This window comes from Neobacillus sp., from assembly GCF_031988165.1.
Classification (GTDB): domain Bacteria; phylum Bacillota; class Bacilli; order Bacillales; family Cytobacillaceae; genus Neobacillus; species Neobacillus rhizosphaerae.
The window spans coordinates 13,323-32,266 of record NZ_DALZYO010000050.1 but is presented as its reverse complement, the minus strand read 5'-3'; the positions used below and the strand labels follow the sequence as shown (position 1 = coordinate 32,266).

General features: G+C 39.2%; 16 protein-coding genes and 1 riboswitch. Of the genes, 8 read left to right on the top strand and 8 right to left on the bottom strand.

The features are described from left to right. The first annotated feature begins 195 nt into the window (after positions 1–195). Both addB and addA read left to right on the top strand, forming a co-directional pair. On the top strand, positions 196–3,693 hold the full coding sequence (gene addB / locus RTR43_RS22655) for a helicase-exonuclease AddAB subunit AddB (protein ID WP_312475571.1): 3,498 nt from the start codon (positions 196–198) through the stop codon (positions 3,691–3,693). After that, on the top strand, positions 3,686–7,471 hold the full coding sequence (addA, locus tag RTR43_RS22650) for a helicase-exonuclease AddAB subunit AddA (RefSeq protein WP_312475569.1): 3,786 nt from the start codon (positions 3,686–3,688) through the stop codon (positions 7,469–7,471). The genes addB and addA overlap by 8 nt, the downstream gene beginning before the upstream one ends. A gap of 178 nt (positions 7,472–7,649) precedes the next feature. Here the strand turns inward: addA and RTR43_RS22645 are convergent, their stop codons facing one another. The 6 genes from RTR43_RS22645 to RTR43_RS22620 all read right to left on the bottom strand — a co-directional run bounded on the left by RTR43_RS22645 (position 7,650) and on the right by RTR43_RS22620 (position 9,663). Further along, the gene (locus RTR43_RS22645; RefSeq protein WP_312475567.1) at positions 7,650–7,868 is read right to left on the bottom strand and encodes a spore germination protein; all 219 of its coding nucleotides are present in this window, start codon (positions 7,866–7,868) and stop codon (positions 7,650–7,652) included. A 46-nt stretch (positions 7,869–7,914) separates the two neighbouring features. Continuing rightward, positions 7,915–8,301: a spore germination protein GerPE gene (locus RTR43_RS22640; protein WP_312475565.1), complete on the bottom strand. Its 387-nt coding sequence runs from the start codon at positions 8,299–8,301 to the stop codon at positions 7,915–7,917. Between the two features lie 2 nt (positions 8,302–8,303). Then, a complete protein-coding gene (locus RTR43_RS22635; protein WP_312475562.1) occupies positions 8,304–8,486 on the bottom strand; it encodes a spore gernimation protein GerPD in 183 nt (60 codons plus the stop codon). Beyond that, complete coding sequence (gene gerPC, locus RTR43_RS22630) at positions 8,483–9,100, bottom strand: spore germination protein GerPC (protein ID WP_312475560.1); 618 nt, start codon at positions 9,098–9,100, stop codon at positions 8,483–8,485. The genes RTR43_RS22635 and gerPC overlap by 4 nt, the downstream gene beginning before the upstream one ends. A gap of 69 nt (positions 9,101–9,169) precedes the next feature. Then, positions 9,170–9,424: a spore germination protein GerPB gene (locus tag RTR43_RS22625; protein ID WP_312475558.1), complete on the bottom strand. Its 255-nt coding sequence runs from the start codon at positions 9,422–9,424 to the stop codon at positions 9,170–9,172. Between the two features lie 17 nt (positions 9,425–9,441). After that, on the bottom strand, positions 9,442–9,663 hold the full coding sequence (locus tag RTR43_RS22620; protein WP_248733867.1) for a spore germination protein: 222 nt from the start codon (positions 9,661–9,663) through the stop codon (positions 9,442–9,444). Between the two features lie 258 nt (positions 9,664–9,921). Further along, a riboswitch (cyclic di-GMP riboswitch) is annotated at positions 9,922–10,008 on the top strand. A 132-nt stretch (positions 10,009–10,140) separates the two neighbouring features. On the opposite strand from RTR43_RS22620, the gene RTR43_RS22615 reads away from it, so the two are divergent. The 4 genes from RTR43_RS22615 to RTR43_RS22600 all read left to right on the top strand — a co-directional run bounded on the left by RTR43_RS22615 (position 10,141) and on the right by RTR43_RS22600 (position 13,616). Continuing rightward, entirely contained in the window at positions 10,141–10,293 is a 153-nt protein-coding gene (locus tag RTR43_RS22615; protein WP_312475554.1) for a hypothetical protein, read from the top strand. Positions 10,294–10,602: 309 nt separating this feature from the next. After that, a complete protein-coding gene (locus tag RTR43_RS22610) occupies positions 10,603–12,021 on the top strand; it encodes a TadA family conjugal transfer-associated ATPase (RefSeq protein ID WP_312475551.1) in 1,419 nt (472 codons plus the stop codon). A 190-nt stretch (positions 12,022–12,211) separates the two neighbouring features. Further along, complete coding sequence (locus RTR43_RS22605) at positions 12,212–13,132, top strand: fumarylacetoacetate hydrolase family protein (protein ID WP_312475549.1); 921 nt, start codon at positions 12,212–12,214, stop codon at positions 13,130–13,132. A 124-nt stretch (positions 13,133–13,256) separates the two neighbouring features. Then, complete coding sequence (locus RTR43_RS22600) at positions 13,257–13,616, top strand: YisL family protein (RefSeq protein ID WP_312475546.1); 360 nt, start codon at positions 13,257–13,259, stop codon at positions 13,614–13,616. A 55-nt stretch (positions 13,617–13,671) separates the two neighbouring features. On the opposite strand, the gene RTR43_RS22595 is transcribed toward RTR43_RS22600, so the two are convergent. Then, positions 13,672–14,235, bottom strand: a complete 564-nt coding sequence (locus RTR43_RS22595) for a DUF2777 domain-containing protein (protein ID WP_312475544.1) — start codon at positions 14,233–14,235, stop codon at positions 13,672–13,674. A gap of 227 nt (positions 14,236–14,462) precedes the next feature. Between RTR43_RS22595 and asnB the strand changes: the two genes are divergently transcribed. Next, the gene (gene asnB, locus RTR43_RS22590) at positions 14,463–16,310 is read left to right on the top strand and encodes an asparagine synthase (glutamine-hydrolyzing) (RefSeq protein WP_312475542.1); all 1,848 of its coding nucleotides are present in this window, start codon (positions 14,463–14,465) and stop codon (positions 16,308–16,310) included. A gap of 135 nt (positions 16,311–16,445) precedes the next feature. Beyond that, positions 16,446–17,969 (top strand): alpha-amylase family glycosyl hydrolase, encoded by a 1,524-nt coding sequence (locus RTR43_RS22585; protein WP_312475539.1) that lies wholly within the window; start codon positions 16,446–16,448, stop codon positions 17,967–17,969. A 37-nt stretch (positions 17,970–18,006) separates the two neighbouring features. Here the strand turns inward: RTR43_RS22585 and RTR43_RS22580 are convergent, their stop codons facing one another. Next, on the bottom strand, positions 18,007–18,879 hold the full coding sequence (locus RTR43_RS22580) for an SDR family oxidoreductase (protein WP_312475536.1): 873 nt from the start codon (positions 18,877–18,879) through the stop codon (positions 18,007–18,009). Between the last annotated feature and the right edge of the window lie 65 nt (positions 18,880–18,944).

Below are 18,944 nucleotides of genomic sequence, written 5' to 3'. Positions count from 1 at the left end.
TGGCATCGCACGAAGGAAAAGCGTTAGCTTTTCCGAGGAGTCCATACGCCGATAGACGGGCGCCTTGCGCTTTTCTTATTTTAAAAAAAGATTTACCATTTTTGGTTGGATTCTGTTTATTGTCATCCAAACGTTTGTGCTTATTTTATGGTAGAATGAAAGATACAGAGTTTAAGAGGAAAGCGAGGTTAGTATATGTCATTAAGAATGGTAATAGGGCGGTCAGGTAGCGGTAAAACAGCGATGTTTCTTGATGAAATAAAAAAAAGACTTATAGAAAAACCAGAAGGAACACCGCTTATTTATATCGTGCCTGAACAAATGACGTTTCTTTCAGAATATCGCTTAGCAACAGACTCAAGCGTTGGTGGAATGATTCGAGCCCAGGTCTTTAGCTTTTCTCGTCTAGCATGGAGAGTTCTACAGGAAACAGGTGGGATTAGCCGCGTACATTTAAGTAGTGTCGGGATGAGTATGCTAATTCGTAAAATTATCGAAGAAAAGAAGGAACAATTAAAGCTTTTTCAACGGGCTGCAGATAAAAATGGGTTTGTTCAGCAATTGGAGCAAATGATTACCGAATTTAAGAGGTACTGCATTAGCCCAGAGGAGCTAATTCATGGGACAGTCCTGCTTGGCTCAAACGACAATTCTGCATCTAAAGCATTAAAAGATAAATTAACTGATTTAGAACTTATCTATCAAAAATTCGAAGAAGAAATTTTTGGAAAATATATTGATTCCGAAGATTATTTTCGCCTGTTAGCTGAAAAGGTGTCTACCTCCGCTTACTTAAAAGAGGCCGAAATCTACATTGATGGTTTTTATACCTTTTCACCTCAGGAATATCGCATCATCCAAGAATTGATGACGCATTGTAGTAAAGTTTCAATTGCGATGACAACGGATCGTTTGCTGTTCGATTCTACACCAGATGAACTTGAGTTGTTCCGCGCCTCAGGTGAGACTTGCAAATCCATTTATGAATTGGCAAGAGCTGAAGGCATTGAAATTGATAAACCTGTTATTTTAGATGAGCAGAAAAGGTGGAATCAACCTTCCTTACGTCATTTAGAGGAAAAATTTGATGACCGCCCGGCAGCTGTTTTTCATGGGGAAACGGCTATTCACATCCATCAGGCGGCCAATCGAAGAGCCGAGATTGAAGGAATTGCCCGTGAAATTCGTCATACAGTCCGGACGAATGGGTACCGCTACCGGGATATCGCCTTGTTAATTAGAAATGGCGGCGATTATCATGAGATTGTCGAGCCTGTATTCGCGGATTATCAAATTCCTTATTTTATCGATCAGAAAAGGACAATGCTGAATCATCCCCTTATTGAGTTAATACGCTCAAGTCTTGAAGTGATTATTTCTTATTGGCGCTATGAACCAGTATTTAGAGCGATAAAAACTGAATTGTTATACCCATTGCAGGAAAATCCCATTAAAATGCGCGAGAAACTGGACAAGCTGGAGAATTATGTTCTGGCTTACGGCATCAACGGGAGTAAGTGGATGAAAAAGGACCGCTGGATTTATCGGCGTATTAGAGGCCTGGATTTAGAGGCAAATGTTCAAACTGATACAGAAAAAACTATAGAACAAGAATTAAATGAACTAAAGCTTATGATAACAGCACCAATTTTACGACTGTCAAGACGTTTGAAAAAAGCAGATTCTGGACGAAAGCTTTGTGAAGCTGTCTATTTATATTTAGAAGAATTAGAAATTCCGGAAAAGCTTGAAAACTGGAAAGCGGCTGCAGAAGAAAAGGGCAATCTTGTTCAGATGCGTGAACACGAACAAGTATGGAATGCAGTTGTTGACCTTCTTGATCAATATGTAGAAATATTAGGAGAAGAGTCCGTTCCGTTAAAGGCATTTGCCACCATTCTAGAGGCAGGCTTTGAATCGTTACATTTTTCGCTGATTCCTCCAGCCCTTGATCAAGTGTTGATTGGAGATTTAGAAAAATCAAGGTTAAATGAAATCAAAGTTGTTTTCATCGTCGGGGTCAATGAAGGAGTAATGCCAGCAAAAATTTCTGATGAAGGAATACTTGCTGATGAAGACAGGGAAATGTTATTAGCTACAGGGATTACCGTTGCACCAAGCAGCCGAATGCGCTTACTGGATGAAAACTTCATAGCATATAAAGCATTTACGGCCCCATCTGAAAGGCTATATATCAGCTATCCGCTCGCCAATGATGAAGGCAAAGCGTTAATTCCTTCTTCGTATATTAAAAGAATAAAAGATATGTTCCCTGATGCTAATGAGCAGTTCTATGTCAGCGATCCTGCGGAAATTTCGGAACAGGATCAGCTAAGTTTTGTATCCAATTTTACGACTTCTTTGTCCTACCTCAATAGCCAGCTGCAATTGAAAAAGCGAAATTACCCCATTTCCGATATATGGTGGGATGTGTATAACTATTATCTGGAGAGCGCGTGGAAGGAAAAAGCCCAAAAAGTTTTTTCGAGTCTTTTTTATTCCAACGGGACGGTCCAGCTATCGAGAGATTCAGCAGTTGAATTATATGGAGAGACCATACAGGCAAGTGTTTCCAGAATGGAATTATATAACTCTTGCGCCTTTTCTCATTTCACACAGCATGGGCTAAAGCTACGCGAACGGCAAATTTTTCGTTTAGAAGCTCCTGACATTGGTGAGCTTTTTCATGCTGCGATAATGCATATTTCAGATACTGTTAACAATCAAAAGATTTCTTGGGCTCAGTTGACAAAACAACAATGTGAGGAACTGTCTAAGGAGGCGGTCAACGCTTTAGCGCCGAAGCTACAAAATGAAATATTGCTAAGCTCAGAACGCCATCATTATATAAAACGGAAATTGGAGCAAATTATTACCCGGGCTTCACTCGTATTAAGTGAACATGCAAAAGTAAGTGGATTCTCGCCGATCGGCTTGGAATTGGGTTTTGGAGCAAATGCGAAGCTGCCGCCATTAAGCTTCTCGTTGAAAAATGGAAAGAAAATGGAGTTAGCTGGAAGGATTGACCGTGTCGACCAAGCGAAGGGTGAAGACGATAGTGTTTATTTACGGGTCATTGATTATAAATCGAGTGAAAAGGATGTCAATTTGAGTGAAGTCTATTATGGACTTGCCCTGCAAATGTTAACCTATCTAGATATTGTTATAACCCATTCCAATCAATTAGTGGAGATGAAAGCAAGCCCGGCAGGAGTTCTTTATTTCCATGTCCATAATCCATTTATTAATACGACCAAAATGCTTACAATCGATGAAATTGAAAACGAAATGATGAAAAAGTTTAAGATGAATGGATTAATGGTGAGCGACCAAAATGTCATTCGAATGATGGACCAATCGCTAGAATCCGGTGATTCGCAGATTATTTCAGCAGGAATTAAAAAAGATGGAAATTTATCAAAAAAATCAAAGGTCGCAAGTTTAAACGAATTTGATCACCTGAAGACTTATGTGCGTCAGATGTATCAAAAAACAGGCAATGCCATTATCGATGGACAGATAGACATTTCCCCTTATAAATTAAAAGACAAAATACCGTGTACGTTTTGCTCCTTTAAATCGGTTTGTCAATTTGATGAATCAATTGAAAATAATCGTTTCCGGATGCTCACACCGCATTCGAAGGAAGATGTTTTGGAACTTATAAAGAAGGAGGTAGAGGAGAATGAGTAATTTCGTTATTCCACCAAAGCCGGAAGGTGTAACATGGACAGATGACCAATGGAAAGCGATTCAGGCAAGAGATAAGGATATCCTTGTTGCTGCAGCAGCTGGATCAGGAAAAACAGCTGTTCTGGTTGAAAGAATTATCCGAAAAATTCTTGCAAACGAAGACCCAATCGATGTTGATGAATTATTGGTAGTGACATTTACGAACGCATCGGCAGCGGAAATGCGTCATCGGATTGGCGAAGCATTAGAAAAAGCGATTGATCAGGATCCCTCCTCCCGTCATTTAAGGAAACAGCTCGGTTTATTGAATAAGGCCTCGATTTCGACACTCCACTCTTTTTGTATGGAGGTCATCCGTAAATATTATTACTTAATTGATGTTGATCCAGGCTTCCGAATCGCCGATGAAACTGAGGCTCAGCTAATGAGGGATGAAGTTATCGATGAGCTATTTGAAGAGGAATATGGAAGAAAAAATAATGTGGCATTTTTCAACTTGGTGGATTCGTTCACCAGTGATCGAAGTGATACCGCCTTACAGGAAATCGTCCGCTCAATCTATGATTTTGCTCGTTCAAACCCTTTGCCAGACCAGTATTTACACGGGGTTGTGTCGATGTATGATGTGGATGATATGACAAATGTAGAGGATCTTCCATTTATTCAGGCACTCCTTTTTGATATTGAACTTCAATTTGAAGCAGCTAAAGTGATGATTAAGCAGGGCCTGGAGATAACGAAGCTTCCAAATGGTCCAGCACCAAGAGCAGAAAATTTTTTAGATGATATTAACGTCATTGATACGTTAATAGTGGCACAACAGGAATCCTGGGCGACGCTATATCAAGCGATGCAAACCTGGTCTTTTTCAAGGGCGAAACCGCTGAAAAAGGATCAGTATGACACAGTATTGTCAGAGAAAGCTCAAAAACTCCGTGAAAAAGCGAAGAAAAAAATCCAAGACATTAAGGAAGAACTCTTTTCCCGAAAGCCGGAGGGCTTTTTACGGGATATGGTAGAGATGCGCCCCTTAATCGGCACCCTTGTTTATCTTGTGAAAGAATTTTCCGTGCGGTTTGAAAAAGCTAAAAGAGAAAAAGGGCTGGTTGACTATTCGGACTTGGAACATTACTGTCTGGAGATATTGACAGGTGAAATCTCAATTGAAGGGGAGTTTCTTCCATCGGAAGCAGCACTTGCTTATAAAAGACATTTTAAGGAAGTATATTGCGATGAATATCAGGATACGAATATGGTTCAGGAAACCATTTTAAGGCTGGTAACGCAAGAGGATGAGAAGTATGGCAACCTGTTCATGGTCGGAGATGTCAAGCAATCCATTTATCGGTTCCGTTTAGCTGAGCCCAATCTTTTTTTAGGAAAATATAATCGCTTTACTGTTGATGGTAAAGCAACAGGACTACGAATTGATTTAGCACGTAATTTCAGAAGCCGAAAAGAAATACTCGATGCAACCAACTATTTATTTAAACAAATTATGGGTGTTAAGGTTGGCGAAATCGAATATGATGAAGCTGCAGAATTGCGAAATGGGGCGCCATATCCCGAGGAAGAGCCGTTTCCGGTAGAGATTATGCTGATTGACCACACAAGTGAAAATTCAGAGGCAGCTTCAGATACGGTATTAGAGGCTGAAGCAGAACCGGTTGGATTTGATCCAGCAGACCTTGAGCAGTCACAATTAGAAGCAAGAGTGATTGCGGCGAAAATTAAAGAATTGATTGCGAATGGAGCACCGGTCTATAATGCTAAAACGGAGTCCAGCAGACCGATGATGTATCGGGATGCAGTGATCCTTCTTCGTTCGATGACCTGGGCCCCGCAAATTATCGAGGAGTTTAAGCAGCAAGGGATTCCGATTTATGCGAATCTCTCAACCGGTTATTTTGAAGCAACGGAAGTGGCGGTTATGATGTCGCTGCTTAAAGTGATTGATAATCCATTCCAGGACATTCCATTAGCGTCCGTGTTACGTTCTCCTATTGTTGGTTTGAACGAAGAAGAGTTGGCAAAAATTCGCATCCATCAAAAACGTGGTTCATTTTGGGAGGCGGTTTCTGCCTTTTGTGCTAGCAAATCTGCTGATAGCTCAGAAGCCTTTTATGAAAAAGTCCGCCGTTTTAATGATTTACTAAAAGACTGGCGTGGACTAGCTCGTCAAGGATCGCTGTCTGAACTGATTTGGCAGCTATACCGCGACACACAATTTTACGATTTTGTCGGTGGTCTCCCAGGAGGGAAGCAGCGTCAGGCTAACTTACGAGCCTTGTACGACAGGGCCCGGCAATATGAACAAACCTCCTTCCGCGGCCTATTTCGTTTTTTACGTTTTATCGAGCGAATGATTGAAAGAGGAAACGACCTCGGTGCAGCAAGAGCACTTGGTGAGCAGGAAGATGTTGTTCGGATTATGACCATCCATAGCAGTAAGGGCCTTGAATTTCCTGTTGTTTTTATAGCGGGGATGGCGAGAAACTTTAATATGGCTGATATTCGCAAACCATTTATGCTCGATAAAGAATTTGGATTTGCGGCAAAATACGTAAATGCAGAGAAGCGAATTTCCTATCCGTCTCTTCCGCAGATTGCTTTTAAGCGAAAAAAGAAAATGGAAATGCTCGCTGAAGAAATGCGCGTATTATATGTGGCGATGACTAGGGCAAAAGAAAAGCTATACATGACAGCTACATTAAAGGATGCAACGAAAAAAATTGACAAGTGGATTGACGTTTCCTCGAATAAGGAATGGTTGCTAAAGGATTATGAGCGAGCGTCGGCAATGAGTTATATCGATTGGGTTGGCCCGGCCATTATCCGCCACCAAGATTGCAGAGATTTAAGAATGACAGGAGAGACCTATGAGCTTGTTCCAGAAGATATCACTAACCATCCTTCCTCCTGGGAAATTTCATTAATCAGTGCTGAAGAAATCGGAAAACAGGAATTGGCTTTAGAAAAGGAAGACGATCAATTCTTAAAGAGGGTTCAAAAAGCACAGACTGTCTCGATAGCATCTACATTTGCAGATGAAATAAAGTCCCGGTTAACATGGGAATATTCTTTTTCAAGTGCTGCGGCCCACCGCTCAAAACAATCGGTTTCTGAAATCAAACGGCAAAAGGAAATGGCTGATGAGCAAAGTGGTACAGACCTAGTTCGCAGCTTTAAAAAATCCATTGTCAAACGGCCGAAGTTTATGCAGGAAAAACAATTAACACCTGCTGAACGGGGGACAGCAATGCATATGGTAATGCAGCATGTCGATTTGACAAAGACAGTTAGTGAAGACACCATTAACACACAGTTAATCTGGATGGTCAATAATGAATTGTTAACTCCAGAGCAAGCTGAGGTCATTGACTGCAAATTGATTGCTCAATTTTTTAACTCCAATTTAGGGCAAAGATATTTTCATGCAAAAGCCATTCATAGGGAGATTCCGTTTACACTTTCCTTGCCTGCCACTGATGTTTATCCAGCATGGACAGAGGCGGAAGAATCTGTATTTGTGCAAGGTATTATTGACTGCATCCTTGAGGATGAAAACGGCTTAGTTCTGATTGATTATAAATCGGATGGAATAACTGGCAGATATAAAGGAGGTTTTGACCAAGCTAAACCAATCCTCGAAGAAAGATATAGGCTCCAGATCAATTTATATACAAGAGCTATTGAACAAATTTGGAAACGAAATGTCGTTGAGAGATATTTATTTTTCTTTGATGGTGCTCAGATATTAAAATTAGAAAATGAGTAAAAAAATGACATAGACCACGAAAATGGTTTATGTCATTTTCCAACTCCGCGATCTATGTACTTCACCCTTTTCCCTACGATAAGTGAACACGGAAAAGCTAACGCTCTCCGTGTTGACTTTATCTCAGTCAAAGCGCTCCATTCCATACCCCACGCAAAGGAAGCGTGCTTTTCATATTTTAATTATTCCCCACTATAGGCTGGTCAATTACATTGGTGTCTAAAACATTGGTGCCACTTATACCATTATTCGCGATGATAATGCCACCGGTATTAAATCCTCCAGAGCCTGAAAAAGTTTTTGTGCTGCTCTTTGGTGAGATATAAAGGGTATCTCCGAATTGCACAATTCCGCCACTTACATTAATGATTTGTACTGGACCAATAATCGCTGGCATCACAGACATCCTTTTCAATAATCCTATAAAATAAGATATGCTTTTATCACATATCTTGTTCGTGTCCTTCTGGCAGCAACTGGCGTATGTGCTTCACCCTCGCCTCCATTGAAATATGCTTACTATTTCCAACGTGTAGAATAGACGATGAGGATATCCCAATGATATCAATATTTTGCACCTTTATTAATGGCATAGGATTGTGGGGTATGAAAGAAAATGCTTCATAAATTGGCTGAAAGGGGATGGGCTCGGAAAACACACGATAGTCAGCAAAACTCCCTTCATTCCCAAAATCAATTTCTGCTTCCCTTTGAACAGCCAGGGCACGGGAAAGTCCGTTAATGATGCATGAATCTCCTAGTTGTAATAAGGAGGCAAAGGATATAATATTTACGTTTATTTTGTCTACCTTGGAAGTTCGCTGAAACATACTCAAGTCCTTTCCGGTGCTAAGGGAACAAATGGTCCGATTATTAACGATTCTGCAGGTGTATCAAAGGTAGTTGCTAGTTGGATTGTTTCCGTATCACCAACCATCACGATAGAGGAGCTTGCTACGCCAATGATTCTTATATTTCCTACACAAAGATCCCGATTATAGACTTCAAAGTTCATTCTGGTTTCATTCCTTTCACATTTTCAGGTAATTGATTTAAAAAGATAAATACACCATTTTGAATTTCCTGTTTTAATACATTAATGATTTGGATGTCTACGTCCGATCCATCCTCAGTGGAGCGATATTGGGCTTTGGAAGCCTTTAGATGAAATTCAATCCGATTCGGTAGCTGTTTGATAATATCTTCCTTAATGAAAGCTAAATAGGAGTCACTTGGTTCCATGTTAAACTTCTTTTGGGTTTCCACAATGATTTGTGGTAAATCTGTTTCTAAATATCGATAAATGGCTTCTTCAATTTTCATCGATCTTTGCATTTGAGCTTTTGGAGAAAAAGGAGCAGGTAGTGTTTGATTCTGCACTGCAAAATCCTCAATTTCGGACAAATCGGAAGGATTTAAGCCAATGTTTAAAGTGCCTTCAAGAGTCTCAACCTTCAATTGATCAAATTTATATTCAATTTTATCTACATGGATAAGCTTCTTTTCGTTCAATTGCTGAATCTCTTCTTTCATTTTTTGAACCGTTGTCTCTAAGGAGACAATTCTTTTTTCTTGTGCTTGAATATACATCTGCATCCCTTGAAGGTATTGGTAAACATCTTGATACATTTTATCACCTCACTAAATGGTCTCCTTCTCTTCCGGTAACTTGTAGTTTATTATTGAAGGTTGTTAACATTAGATGAATTCCTTTTCCAGTCTTCTGACCGGTGCTTGTAATGGAACTGCAGGTGCTTCTAGTAGGCCAGTGGGTGACACCCCTCCGAATGGTTTATGTGCGGTTGGCGCAGGTTGGGTAAATCCTCCGGTATTATATAAATTTGCTTGAGGCTTTATAATCCCGGCATTGCCAATTTGCAGGACAGAGGCGTTGGTAATCCCACCAATTTTGATGCATTTAATTTGAATGGACTGCTGGATATAAAAATTCATGTTTGACCACCCATTTATCACATATTAAGGAAATTTCCTTGATCAAGAACATCCTGATCATTTGTATTGGTAGAACTTACACTGTTTTGGACGTTTAAACTCTCACCAGTATTAAAGGAACCAGCACCGGAGAAGGTTTTTGCATTAGAGAATGGCATAATTTTATAGACATCCCCAATGTGGAAAATAGAGCTGTTACCAAGTGTAATGACTTGTGCAACCCCAACTATTGCTGGCATATTCAACACCCTTTTTATCATAATCTTTTTACATCTTATGTATGGGCGAATGCAATGTGAATCATTCGCCCAAATAAAGTGAAGAGGGAGGTTAAAGATTTTAAAATACGAATAATTTTCGTATTGTAAGGATAAAGAATGAAAATAGGTATAATTACCTATGTTTTTTGACAAAAATGATAAAAAAGTAGGATATTCGATAAATTCGAAAGATACTATGATGGGAGTATGAGATCAGTTAGGAAAATAAACACTGATTCTCGATAAAGGCAAAACTGATGAAAATCAGTGACGCAAAGCTACAGGGGCTAAGGTGCATTTGCACTATGCCAGCCAGTTACCGAAAGATTAGGGTGTTTCATATTAGATATTCTATGTTTGCATGGGACTACGCCTATGTTTTCATTGATGTGCTTTGTCTATTAACCCCCCTTTCGGTAAAGGCGGGGTTATTTCATTTGTATGGAGGTGAAAATAATGAAAGTCGTGAATCTTTCAAACGGAACCAGCAAACAACTGGGCAACTCAAAAAGTTTACTAGCAGGACACGGCTTGTTAATCCGACCCTGTCAATCGATCCATTCCTCCTTCATGTATTTACATTATCCAAAGTTGCAGAGTAAAGAATGATTAGTTTAAAAACCTCCCTTATAGCCTTGCGTTTAGTGCAAACATGAGGCTTTTTTTTTTTTAAGAAGACAAGGAACCTTTTGGGAAAGGGTTGGCACAGAGTATGGAATAATTATTTACTAATCCTACTTTTAATTATTTGTGTCATAACTAATCTTAAAGAATGAAAATAGAGGTAGCAAAAGGTGTATTTAAAATCGCCGAGTTCCATTCTAGCAAGTCAGAGGTAATTACTCCCCGAACGAAGAAAATTCTTTCTCCTCTTGGAAAGTGGTTTTCAAAAAAATGATGATAAGGTGGGTTGAATGAATGAGTCTTCTAGTGCAAATTCAAGAAAAAAATAATCAAATCAATGGGGGGTCACAAAAAACTGATTCTTCTCTTGAAAGTCCAACTCCCTCACCGATGCTCGATTTTGTGACGTTGTTTCGAGAGCAGCGACCAAAAGAAAAAATGAAAGAACAGGTAAAGGAACGAAAGGTTGACATAAACCAAGAGCTAAAAAATAATCTTCATAAAAAAATTCTTCACGAGCTTAAGAAAAAAGATATTGGCGAAATCGTTCCCAAACTTGATGGGTTGGCAATTGAAATGATTAAAGAGAATAAAGAATTCCGCGGACAAATGGATCGGAAAAAAGTAGTTGATGAACTCATTACCGATTTACCTGGTTTTGGACCGATTAATCCGCTTCTTTTAGATGAGGATGTTTCCGAGGTCATGGTAAACGGTCCAGACCAAGTTTATTGTGAACGAAAAGGAAAGTTACTGTTAACTCCAATCCGATTTCGTGATAATGAACACGTCATAAGTGTCATTAAAAAGATCGTCTCGCCACTTGGAAGAAGAATAGATGAAGGTTCACCGATGGTGGATGCCAGGCTTCCAGATGGTTCTCGGGTAAATGCGATTATTCCACCACTTGCCCTAAATGGTCCGACGATAACGATTAGGAAATTTTCAAAGGCCCCACTTCTGATTAAGGATATAATCAATTTAGGAACAATGACAGAGGAAATGGCCATTTTCCTCGATGCATGCGTGAAGGCAAGATTAAATATGTTTGTAAGCGGGGGTACAGGATCCGGGAAAACAACCACGCTCAATGTACTATCTAATTTAATCCCAGAAGATGAAAGAATTGTGACGATTGAGGATGCGGCTGAAATTCAGTTGGGACAGGAGCATGTTGTTTCATTAGAGTCCTGTCTGCCAAATATTGAAGGAAAAGGTGCCATCTCGATTAGAGAACTTGTTAGAACTTCACTAAGAATGAGACCAGACCGGGTCATAATAGGAGAAGTCCGTGGGGAAGAGGCACTCGATATGCTTCAAGCTATGAATACAGGACACGATGGCTTGCTTGCAACCGGTCACTCCAAAAGCCCAGGAGATATGATTTCTCGGCTTGAAACCATGGTTATGTTAGCTGGTGTAGATTTACCTGTCAAAGCAATCCGGAAACAAATAACTGGTGCAATCGATGTGATTATTCATCAGTCTCGCCTAAAGGATGGGTCAAGGAAAATTGTCAGCATTACCGAAGTACAAGGAATGGAAGAAGATGTAATCGTACTTCAAGACATCTTTACTTTTAAACAAGAGGGACTTAATTCAGAAGGGAAAATAATTGGCCGCCTTGTACCAACCGGTGTTAGGCCAAAGTTTTATGAGCGTCTGGAGGCCTCTGGTATTCATATTCCTGCATCAGTGTTTATCTCGCATTAATGGGAAAGTTTCTTTCTAAGTCTATTCATTGTTCTGTTAGGTCCAGCGGTTATTCAATTTATTGAAACCTTTAAGAATGGTTAACCCCTTTGCATTTGTGTGCTAGGGGTAATTGTATGAATTTAATTGTTAGATTGTTCTGTTTCCTTTATTCTATAATAGTGGTTAATTACATTAGGAGTGATTTAGAATGAAATTTGTAACAGTCCAACATAATAATGAACCGTTTGTCGGAATTGTAGCCTCGGATGAATCAAAAGTACTATTATTAAATCTTGTTGAAGAAGTGATGACAGGTCAAAAAAACTTCCCTTCTTCTATGCTAGAATGTATTGCTTTAGGTGATAGCTTTACCAAACAAGTCAAAGTACTTCTTGATTGGGTACAAAGTGGGGAAAAGTCTAATTCATTTTATGTTCCGATGGAAGAGCTAACTTTACTTGCTCCTATTCCAAGGCCGAGTAAGAATGTCTTTTGTGTTGGAAAAAATTACGCTGATCACGCGATTGAAATGGGGAGTGCAGAGGATATCCCTGAGCATGTTATGGTTTTTACTAAAGCCCCAACCTCGGTTATTGGGCCTAATGAAACAATCTTAAACCATCAGACTGTGACGAATCAACTTGATTATGAAGGGGAACTAGCCGTTATTATCGGTAAAAAGGGCAGAGCAATTAAAAAAGAGGAAGCCCTCAATTATGTCTTCGGATATACCATTATAAATGATGTAACAGCACGGGATCTACAATCACGGCATAGGCAATTTTTTATTGGAAAAAGTTTAGATACCACTTGCCCGATGGGACCGTGGATTATACATAAAAGCGCTGTGGAAGATCCTAATAATTTAAATATCGAAACGAAGGTTAATGGAGAAGTAAGGCAAAGCTCCAATACAAAGAACTTTATTTTTTCTATCGAAGAGATTATTTCCGTTTTATCTGCGGGAATGACACTAGAACCGGGAGATATAATTTCAACTGGTACTCCTGCAGGTGTTGGAAAAGGTTTTAAACCACCTAGATTTTTACAGCAAGGTGACCAAATAGAGATTTCTATAGAAAGCATTGGAACCTTGGTTAATAAAATGGAGGATAGCGCAGTAAATTAAAGAACCTAAAGTATTTAAAAAGTAACATTATCACGTTAATTACCATATCTGGTTCATTTCTTCGTGTTTTTTAATTGCCTATGGTATGATAAAGTCGAAAAAATATCCATTAGGAGGAAAATAAATGATTCATGGACACGTTACAGCATGGGCAATAGCTCTAATTTTATTTATTGTAGCGCTTTTCTTACATAAAAGCGAGAAAGAAAAAGGCTTTAAAATTGTTCAAATGATTTTAAGAGTCCTTTATCTAGTTATTATCGCAACAGGTGTGGGACTTCTCTCGATGGTTTACAAGATTGATGTTTGGTATATTTTAAAAGCGGTTGCAGGACTTTGGGTAATTGGATTATTTGAAATGATTCTTAGCAGGGTTGCTAAAAATAAAAAAAACACTGTTTTTTGGATCCAATTTATTGTGGCCTGGCTTCTAGTATTATATTTAGGTTTTGATAAATTGCCGATGTCTATTTTTAAAGTATAAGCCATTCTATTTAAAATAAAGCAGAAAAAGGTGTGGTTGCCCACACCTTTATTCGTTATGAAATCATTTTTTCAATAATTAATCGTTTACCAGTATTTAGAGTGAATTCGAACCGGTCATTGACCTTTTCGAAATAGAAAAAATGGTGCTGTACATTGCAAATTTGCTCCTGATTGTCGAACACCATAAAGTTAACTCCATCTTTTCGTTGTTGATCTGCTAAGAATGATAAATGGTTATAACAATAAATGCAATCGAAAATGGAGAAGTTTAACGAGTTCAAGGTGGTCACAAATTGGAAAAAGGCATCGTCATTTATTCCATCTAACAATCTTTCGAGAGAGTAAATTAAATGCTTTCTAATCCTCACGATATCATGGTCGCGCAGCATAATCGCATCGGTCCCGATACGGATTTTCCCAGATTCACATAATACCCCTTTTTTCCAACGATTCATTCGAAAGATTTCAATTTCCTGCTGCAAATAATCCTCTAACATAGCAGCCTCTTCCGTCTCCTCATCGAAAAATATCCATTGATTATTAATTTGTTCAACATTTCCTTCGGTATAGGCTCTCTTTTGAATATCATATAGTCTCATTCGTTGTTGTCGATTCATCGTTAACCTCCGTGGCCTGATGCTTACATTTTCCTTTTTAGACATCTTCCTGTGATTTTATAACCTGATTTTTGTAAAAGTATCCGAATAAAACTCCGTAACCTAAAAACGCGTAGTTCAAAGTATTACAACATTTCAATTTATGGACAATTAACCAATTAATATGGGCTGAATACTATAGACCATGTAATAAATGTCTAGAAGTGGTTACGAAAGGAGAACAATACATGTGTGGTATATCTGGATGGATTGATTATAAGAAAATAATGCGAAAAGAAACGGATACAATTGAGAAAATGGTCCAGACGTTAGAAAAGAGAGGCCCTGATGAAACAAACATCTGGACAGATACACATGTAGGTTTTGGACATAAGCGATTAATTGTTGTCGACCCAACCGGAGGAAGGCAGCCAATGTCCAAACAAAAAAAGGGTTTTCAATACACCGTTTGCTACAATGGAGAATTATATAACACGGAAGATATCCGCAAAATTCTCCTTACTAAAGGATATTCCTTTAAGAGTCATTCTGATACAGAAGTACTGTTAACAGCCTATATAGAATGGGCGGAAGAATGTGTAAATTATTTAAATGGGATATTTGCGTTTGCGATTTGGGATAGTAAACGAGATCAACTCTTTATTGGACGAGATCGTCTTGGGGTAAAGCCGTTATTTTTTACAGAACATAATCAAGGAATTGTATTTGCCTCAGAAATGAAGGCAATCCTTGCCCACCCAGAAATAAGAACCGAGATCAATCAAGAGGGGCTTGCAGAGATATTTGGAGCAGGACCATCGCGGTCACCAGGTTCAGGAGTCTTTAAAGGAATGAAAGAACTGAGACCAGCTCATGCCCTAACCTTTTCAAAAAATGGTCTGAAGATTTGGCGTTATTGGAATGTAATAAGTGAGGAACATAAAGAAAGTATCGAGGAAACGGCTGAAAAAGTCCGTTTTTTGGTTACCGATGCCGTTAAAAGACAGCTTGTTTCAGATGTACCTTTATGCACATTCTTATCAGGCGGACTTGATTCAAGTATCATCACTGCCATTGCTGCTAACGGTTTTGCTGAGCAAAATAAAGGGCGGCTTCATACGTATTCGATTGATTATGAAGGTAATGATCACTATTTTACTGCTAATGAATTTCAACCGGACTCCGACGGAAAATTTATTCAAATGATAACAGATAGGTTTGATACCAAGCACGATAACAAGACCATATCGCAACAACAATTAGTCAATGATTTATTGGAAGCTACTCATGTTAGAGACCTTCCAGGCATGGCGGATGTCGATTCCTCGCTGCTATGGTTTTGTAAGGAGATAAAAAAGGATTTTGTTGTCAGCCTGTCAGGAGAATGTGCTGATGAAATTTTCGGCGGCTATCCGTGGTTCCATCGACAGCAAGACTTGGAGGGGCAGGGGTTTCCATGGATGCGTTCTGTTTCCCAACGGCAAAAATTGCTGAAGCCCCATTGGCAGAATAGATTAATGTTGGGTGAATATTGTCTGGAACAGTATCGCCAGGCTGTCGCTGAAACTCCTAGATTAGAAGGAGAAAGTTTAGAAGAATCAAGACGCAGAGAATTATTCTACATTAATATGATTTGGTTTATGACCACCCTGCTTGATCGAAAAGATCGAATGAGTATGGGAGCAGGTCTTGAGGTAAGAGTACCATTTGCAGATCACCGCCTTGTTGAATACGTATGGAATATCCCCTGGGAGATGAAAATGTATCGAGGCAGGGAAAAAGGAATTCTCCGTAAAGCATTTGAGGGAGTCCTCCCGGAGGAGGTTCTTTACAGGAAGAAAAGTCCATATCCTAAAACACATAACCCGGAATACACGTTGACGATCCAAAAATGGTTGAGTACCATTTTACAAGATAAAACCTCAGCCTTACACGAATTCTTTGATAAGCAGCAGCTAGAAAAGCTTGTCGAGACTGGAGGAGATTCCTTCAAAGAGCCATGGTTTGGCCAATTAATGACAGGACCGCAATTATTGGCCTATCTTGTGCAGCTTCACACATGGTTTAAAGATTACCAAATTAATATTGTGAATTAAGATTTTGATAATAAAAAAATTATGGATGTGTTTCCAGTCAAGCTGATTAAGTTGGAATTAAAACTTGATTCGATTAAAATAAGTGTAGGGAAGAGGGAATCCTCTTCCCTTTTATGAGGAGGGTTGGATATCTATATGAAAAAAATGATACTCATTTTAATAACGGTTTTTATATTTTCTTCGGTTCCTGTACAGGCAAAGGTACAAAAAGAAAATAGGTTATGGCAGGATGAATCCGTTTATTCTATCATGATTGACCGCTTCAACAATGGAAATACAAAAAATGATGCGGATGTTAATGCAAAAGATCCGAATGTATTTAACGGTGGGGACTTACAAGGAATTATTGATAAATTGGATTACATACAGGATATGGGATTCACCGCGATTCGCCTAACCCCTATCTTTGATAATGCCAAGAATGGCTATCATGGCTATTGGGTGAAAGATTTTTATAAAATTGATGAGCATTTTGGCACAATGAAGACGTTCCAAGAGTTGGTAAAAGAAGCACATAAGCGGAAGATGAAAGTAATGATCGATTTTGTCACTAATAACGTGGCAGTGAGTCATCCTTGGGTAAGTGATACCAGCAAGCGGGACTGGTTTCATGAAAAACAGGAAATCAACGATTGGAATAATCAAGCGGAGGTAGAAAATGGCTGGGTCGACGGTTTGCCTGACCTTAATCAGGACAACCCTGAAGTGAAAAAATACTTAATTGATGCGGCCAAATGGTGGATTAAGAAAACGGATATTGATGGGTATAGTTTGCCAGAGATTAATAATGTCCCAGTAGGCTTTTGGAAGGATTTTTCAAAAGAGGTTAAGAAAGAGAAGAAAGACTTTTTCTTAATCGGTATTATGTCAAAAAATACTTCCACCTCCTTGAAGGAATATCAACTATCAGGAATAGACAGCCTGTTTGATTCCTCTTACAATGACCAATTAAGAAAAACGCTGGCAACAACGGATCAATCTTTCAGCACACTTTATTCTAATACTGGAGACAGTCAGTCGTCTTTTTTAAGGCCTAATTTCATGGATGATGAATATACAGTAAGATTTACGCATGACATTGTGAAAGAGAGACAATTTCCAGGCTCACGCTGGAAAACGGCGTTAACTTATCTTTATACCACCCCTGGAATTCCTATTTTTTATTATGGGACTGAAATCGCCTTAAATGGGGGAGAAATTCCCGACAACCGTCGACAAATGAATTTCAGAACAGAGAAAGAGCTAATTGATTATATTACTAAGATAGGTGAGTTAAGAAATCAACTTCCATCATTAACAAGAGGAACGATGGAAATGCTCTATGACAAACAAGGGATGGTTGTTTATAAACGAGTCTATAAAGGTGAAACATCGGTTATTGCGATAAATAATACGAGTAAATCTCAGAAGGTAATCTTAACAGCTGAGCAATTAGCTGGAGACAAAGAGCTTCGGGGCTTACTTGGCGGGGATATTGTCCGCAGCCGGGATAATCAGTACATCCTCATTCTCGACCGGGATATTTCAGAAATTTATGTTCTAACGGAGAAAAGTGGAATGAACTACACCCTTATCGGCTCGTTAATCTTTGTGAACATCTTGGTGTTTATCTTTCTTTTCTTACTTCTCAAAAGAAGAAAAAATAAAAAAATAGAATAATACAAATCGGCGGAGGAACCCGCCGATTTCGTTATTTTTATCCATTAACAATTGTCCCACCATTGACGTGAATCATTTGGCCACTGACGTAGGAGGAGTCCTCGGACGCAAGGAAAACATAGCTGGGTGCTAGCTCATAAGGCTGTCCAGCTCTGCCCATCGTCGTATTTGACCCGAAAGTTGCAACTTTATCTGCGGTAAACGTGGATGGGATAAGTGGCGTCCAGATTGGTCCTGGTGCTACCCCATTAACGCGAATTCCCTTTGGCGCCAGGGATTTTGCTAATGAACGGGTAAAGGATACTATTGCCCCTTTTGATGCAGAGTAATCCAATAATTGTTCGTTACCTTCGTAGGCAGTTATCGAAGCTGTATTAATAATCGATGCACCCTGCTTCAAATAGGGAAGTGCCATTTTCGTCATATAAAAAATGGAAAAAATATTGGTCCTGAATGTGTTTTCGAGCTGGGCAGATGTTATATTCAGCAGGCTTTGCTGGGGATGCTGCTCCGCTGCATTGTTCACTAGAATATCAAGCTTACCAAATTCATCAATTGTTTTATTTACAATCAGTTTACAAAAATCTTCATCGCCAATGTTGCCGGAATAAACGAGGCATCTTCGTCCCTCCGCTTCAATTAGCTGCTTTGTTTCTTCGGCATCTTGATGTTCTTCTAAGTACACAATCGCAACATCTGCGCCTTCTTTGGCGAAATATATAGCCACAGATTTGCCAATTCCACTGTCGCCTCCGGTAATAATCGCGGTTTTGCCTGATAGTTTTCCTCCAGGTTTATAATTTGGCTCAACAGAAATTGGGCGGGGATTCATTTCACCTTCAATCCCAGGTTGATTGTTCTGGTGTTGAGGTGGAAAGGTTATTTTTTTTTGATTTGTAGTATTGCTCATTCACTAATACCTCCATGAATAGTTTCAATTGTTAGTGTTTGAAATATGAGCCAAATTATGAAGAC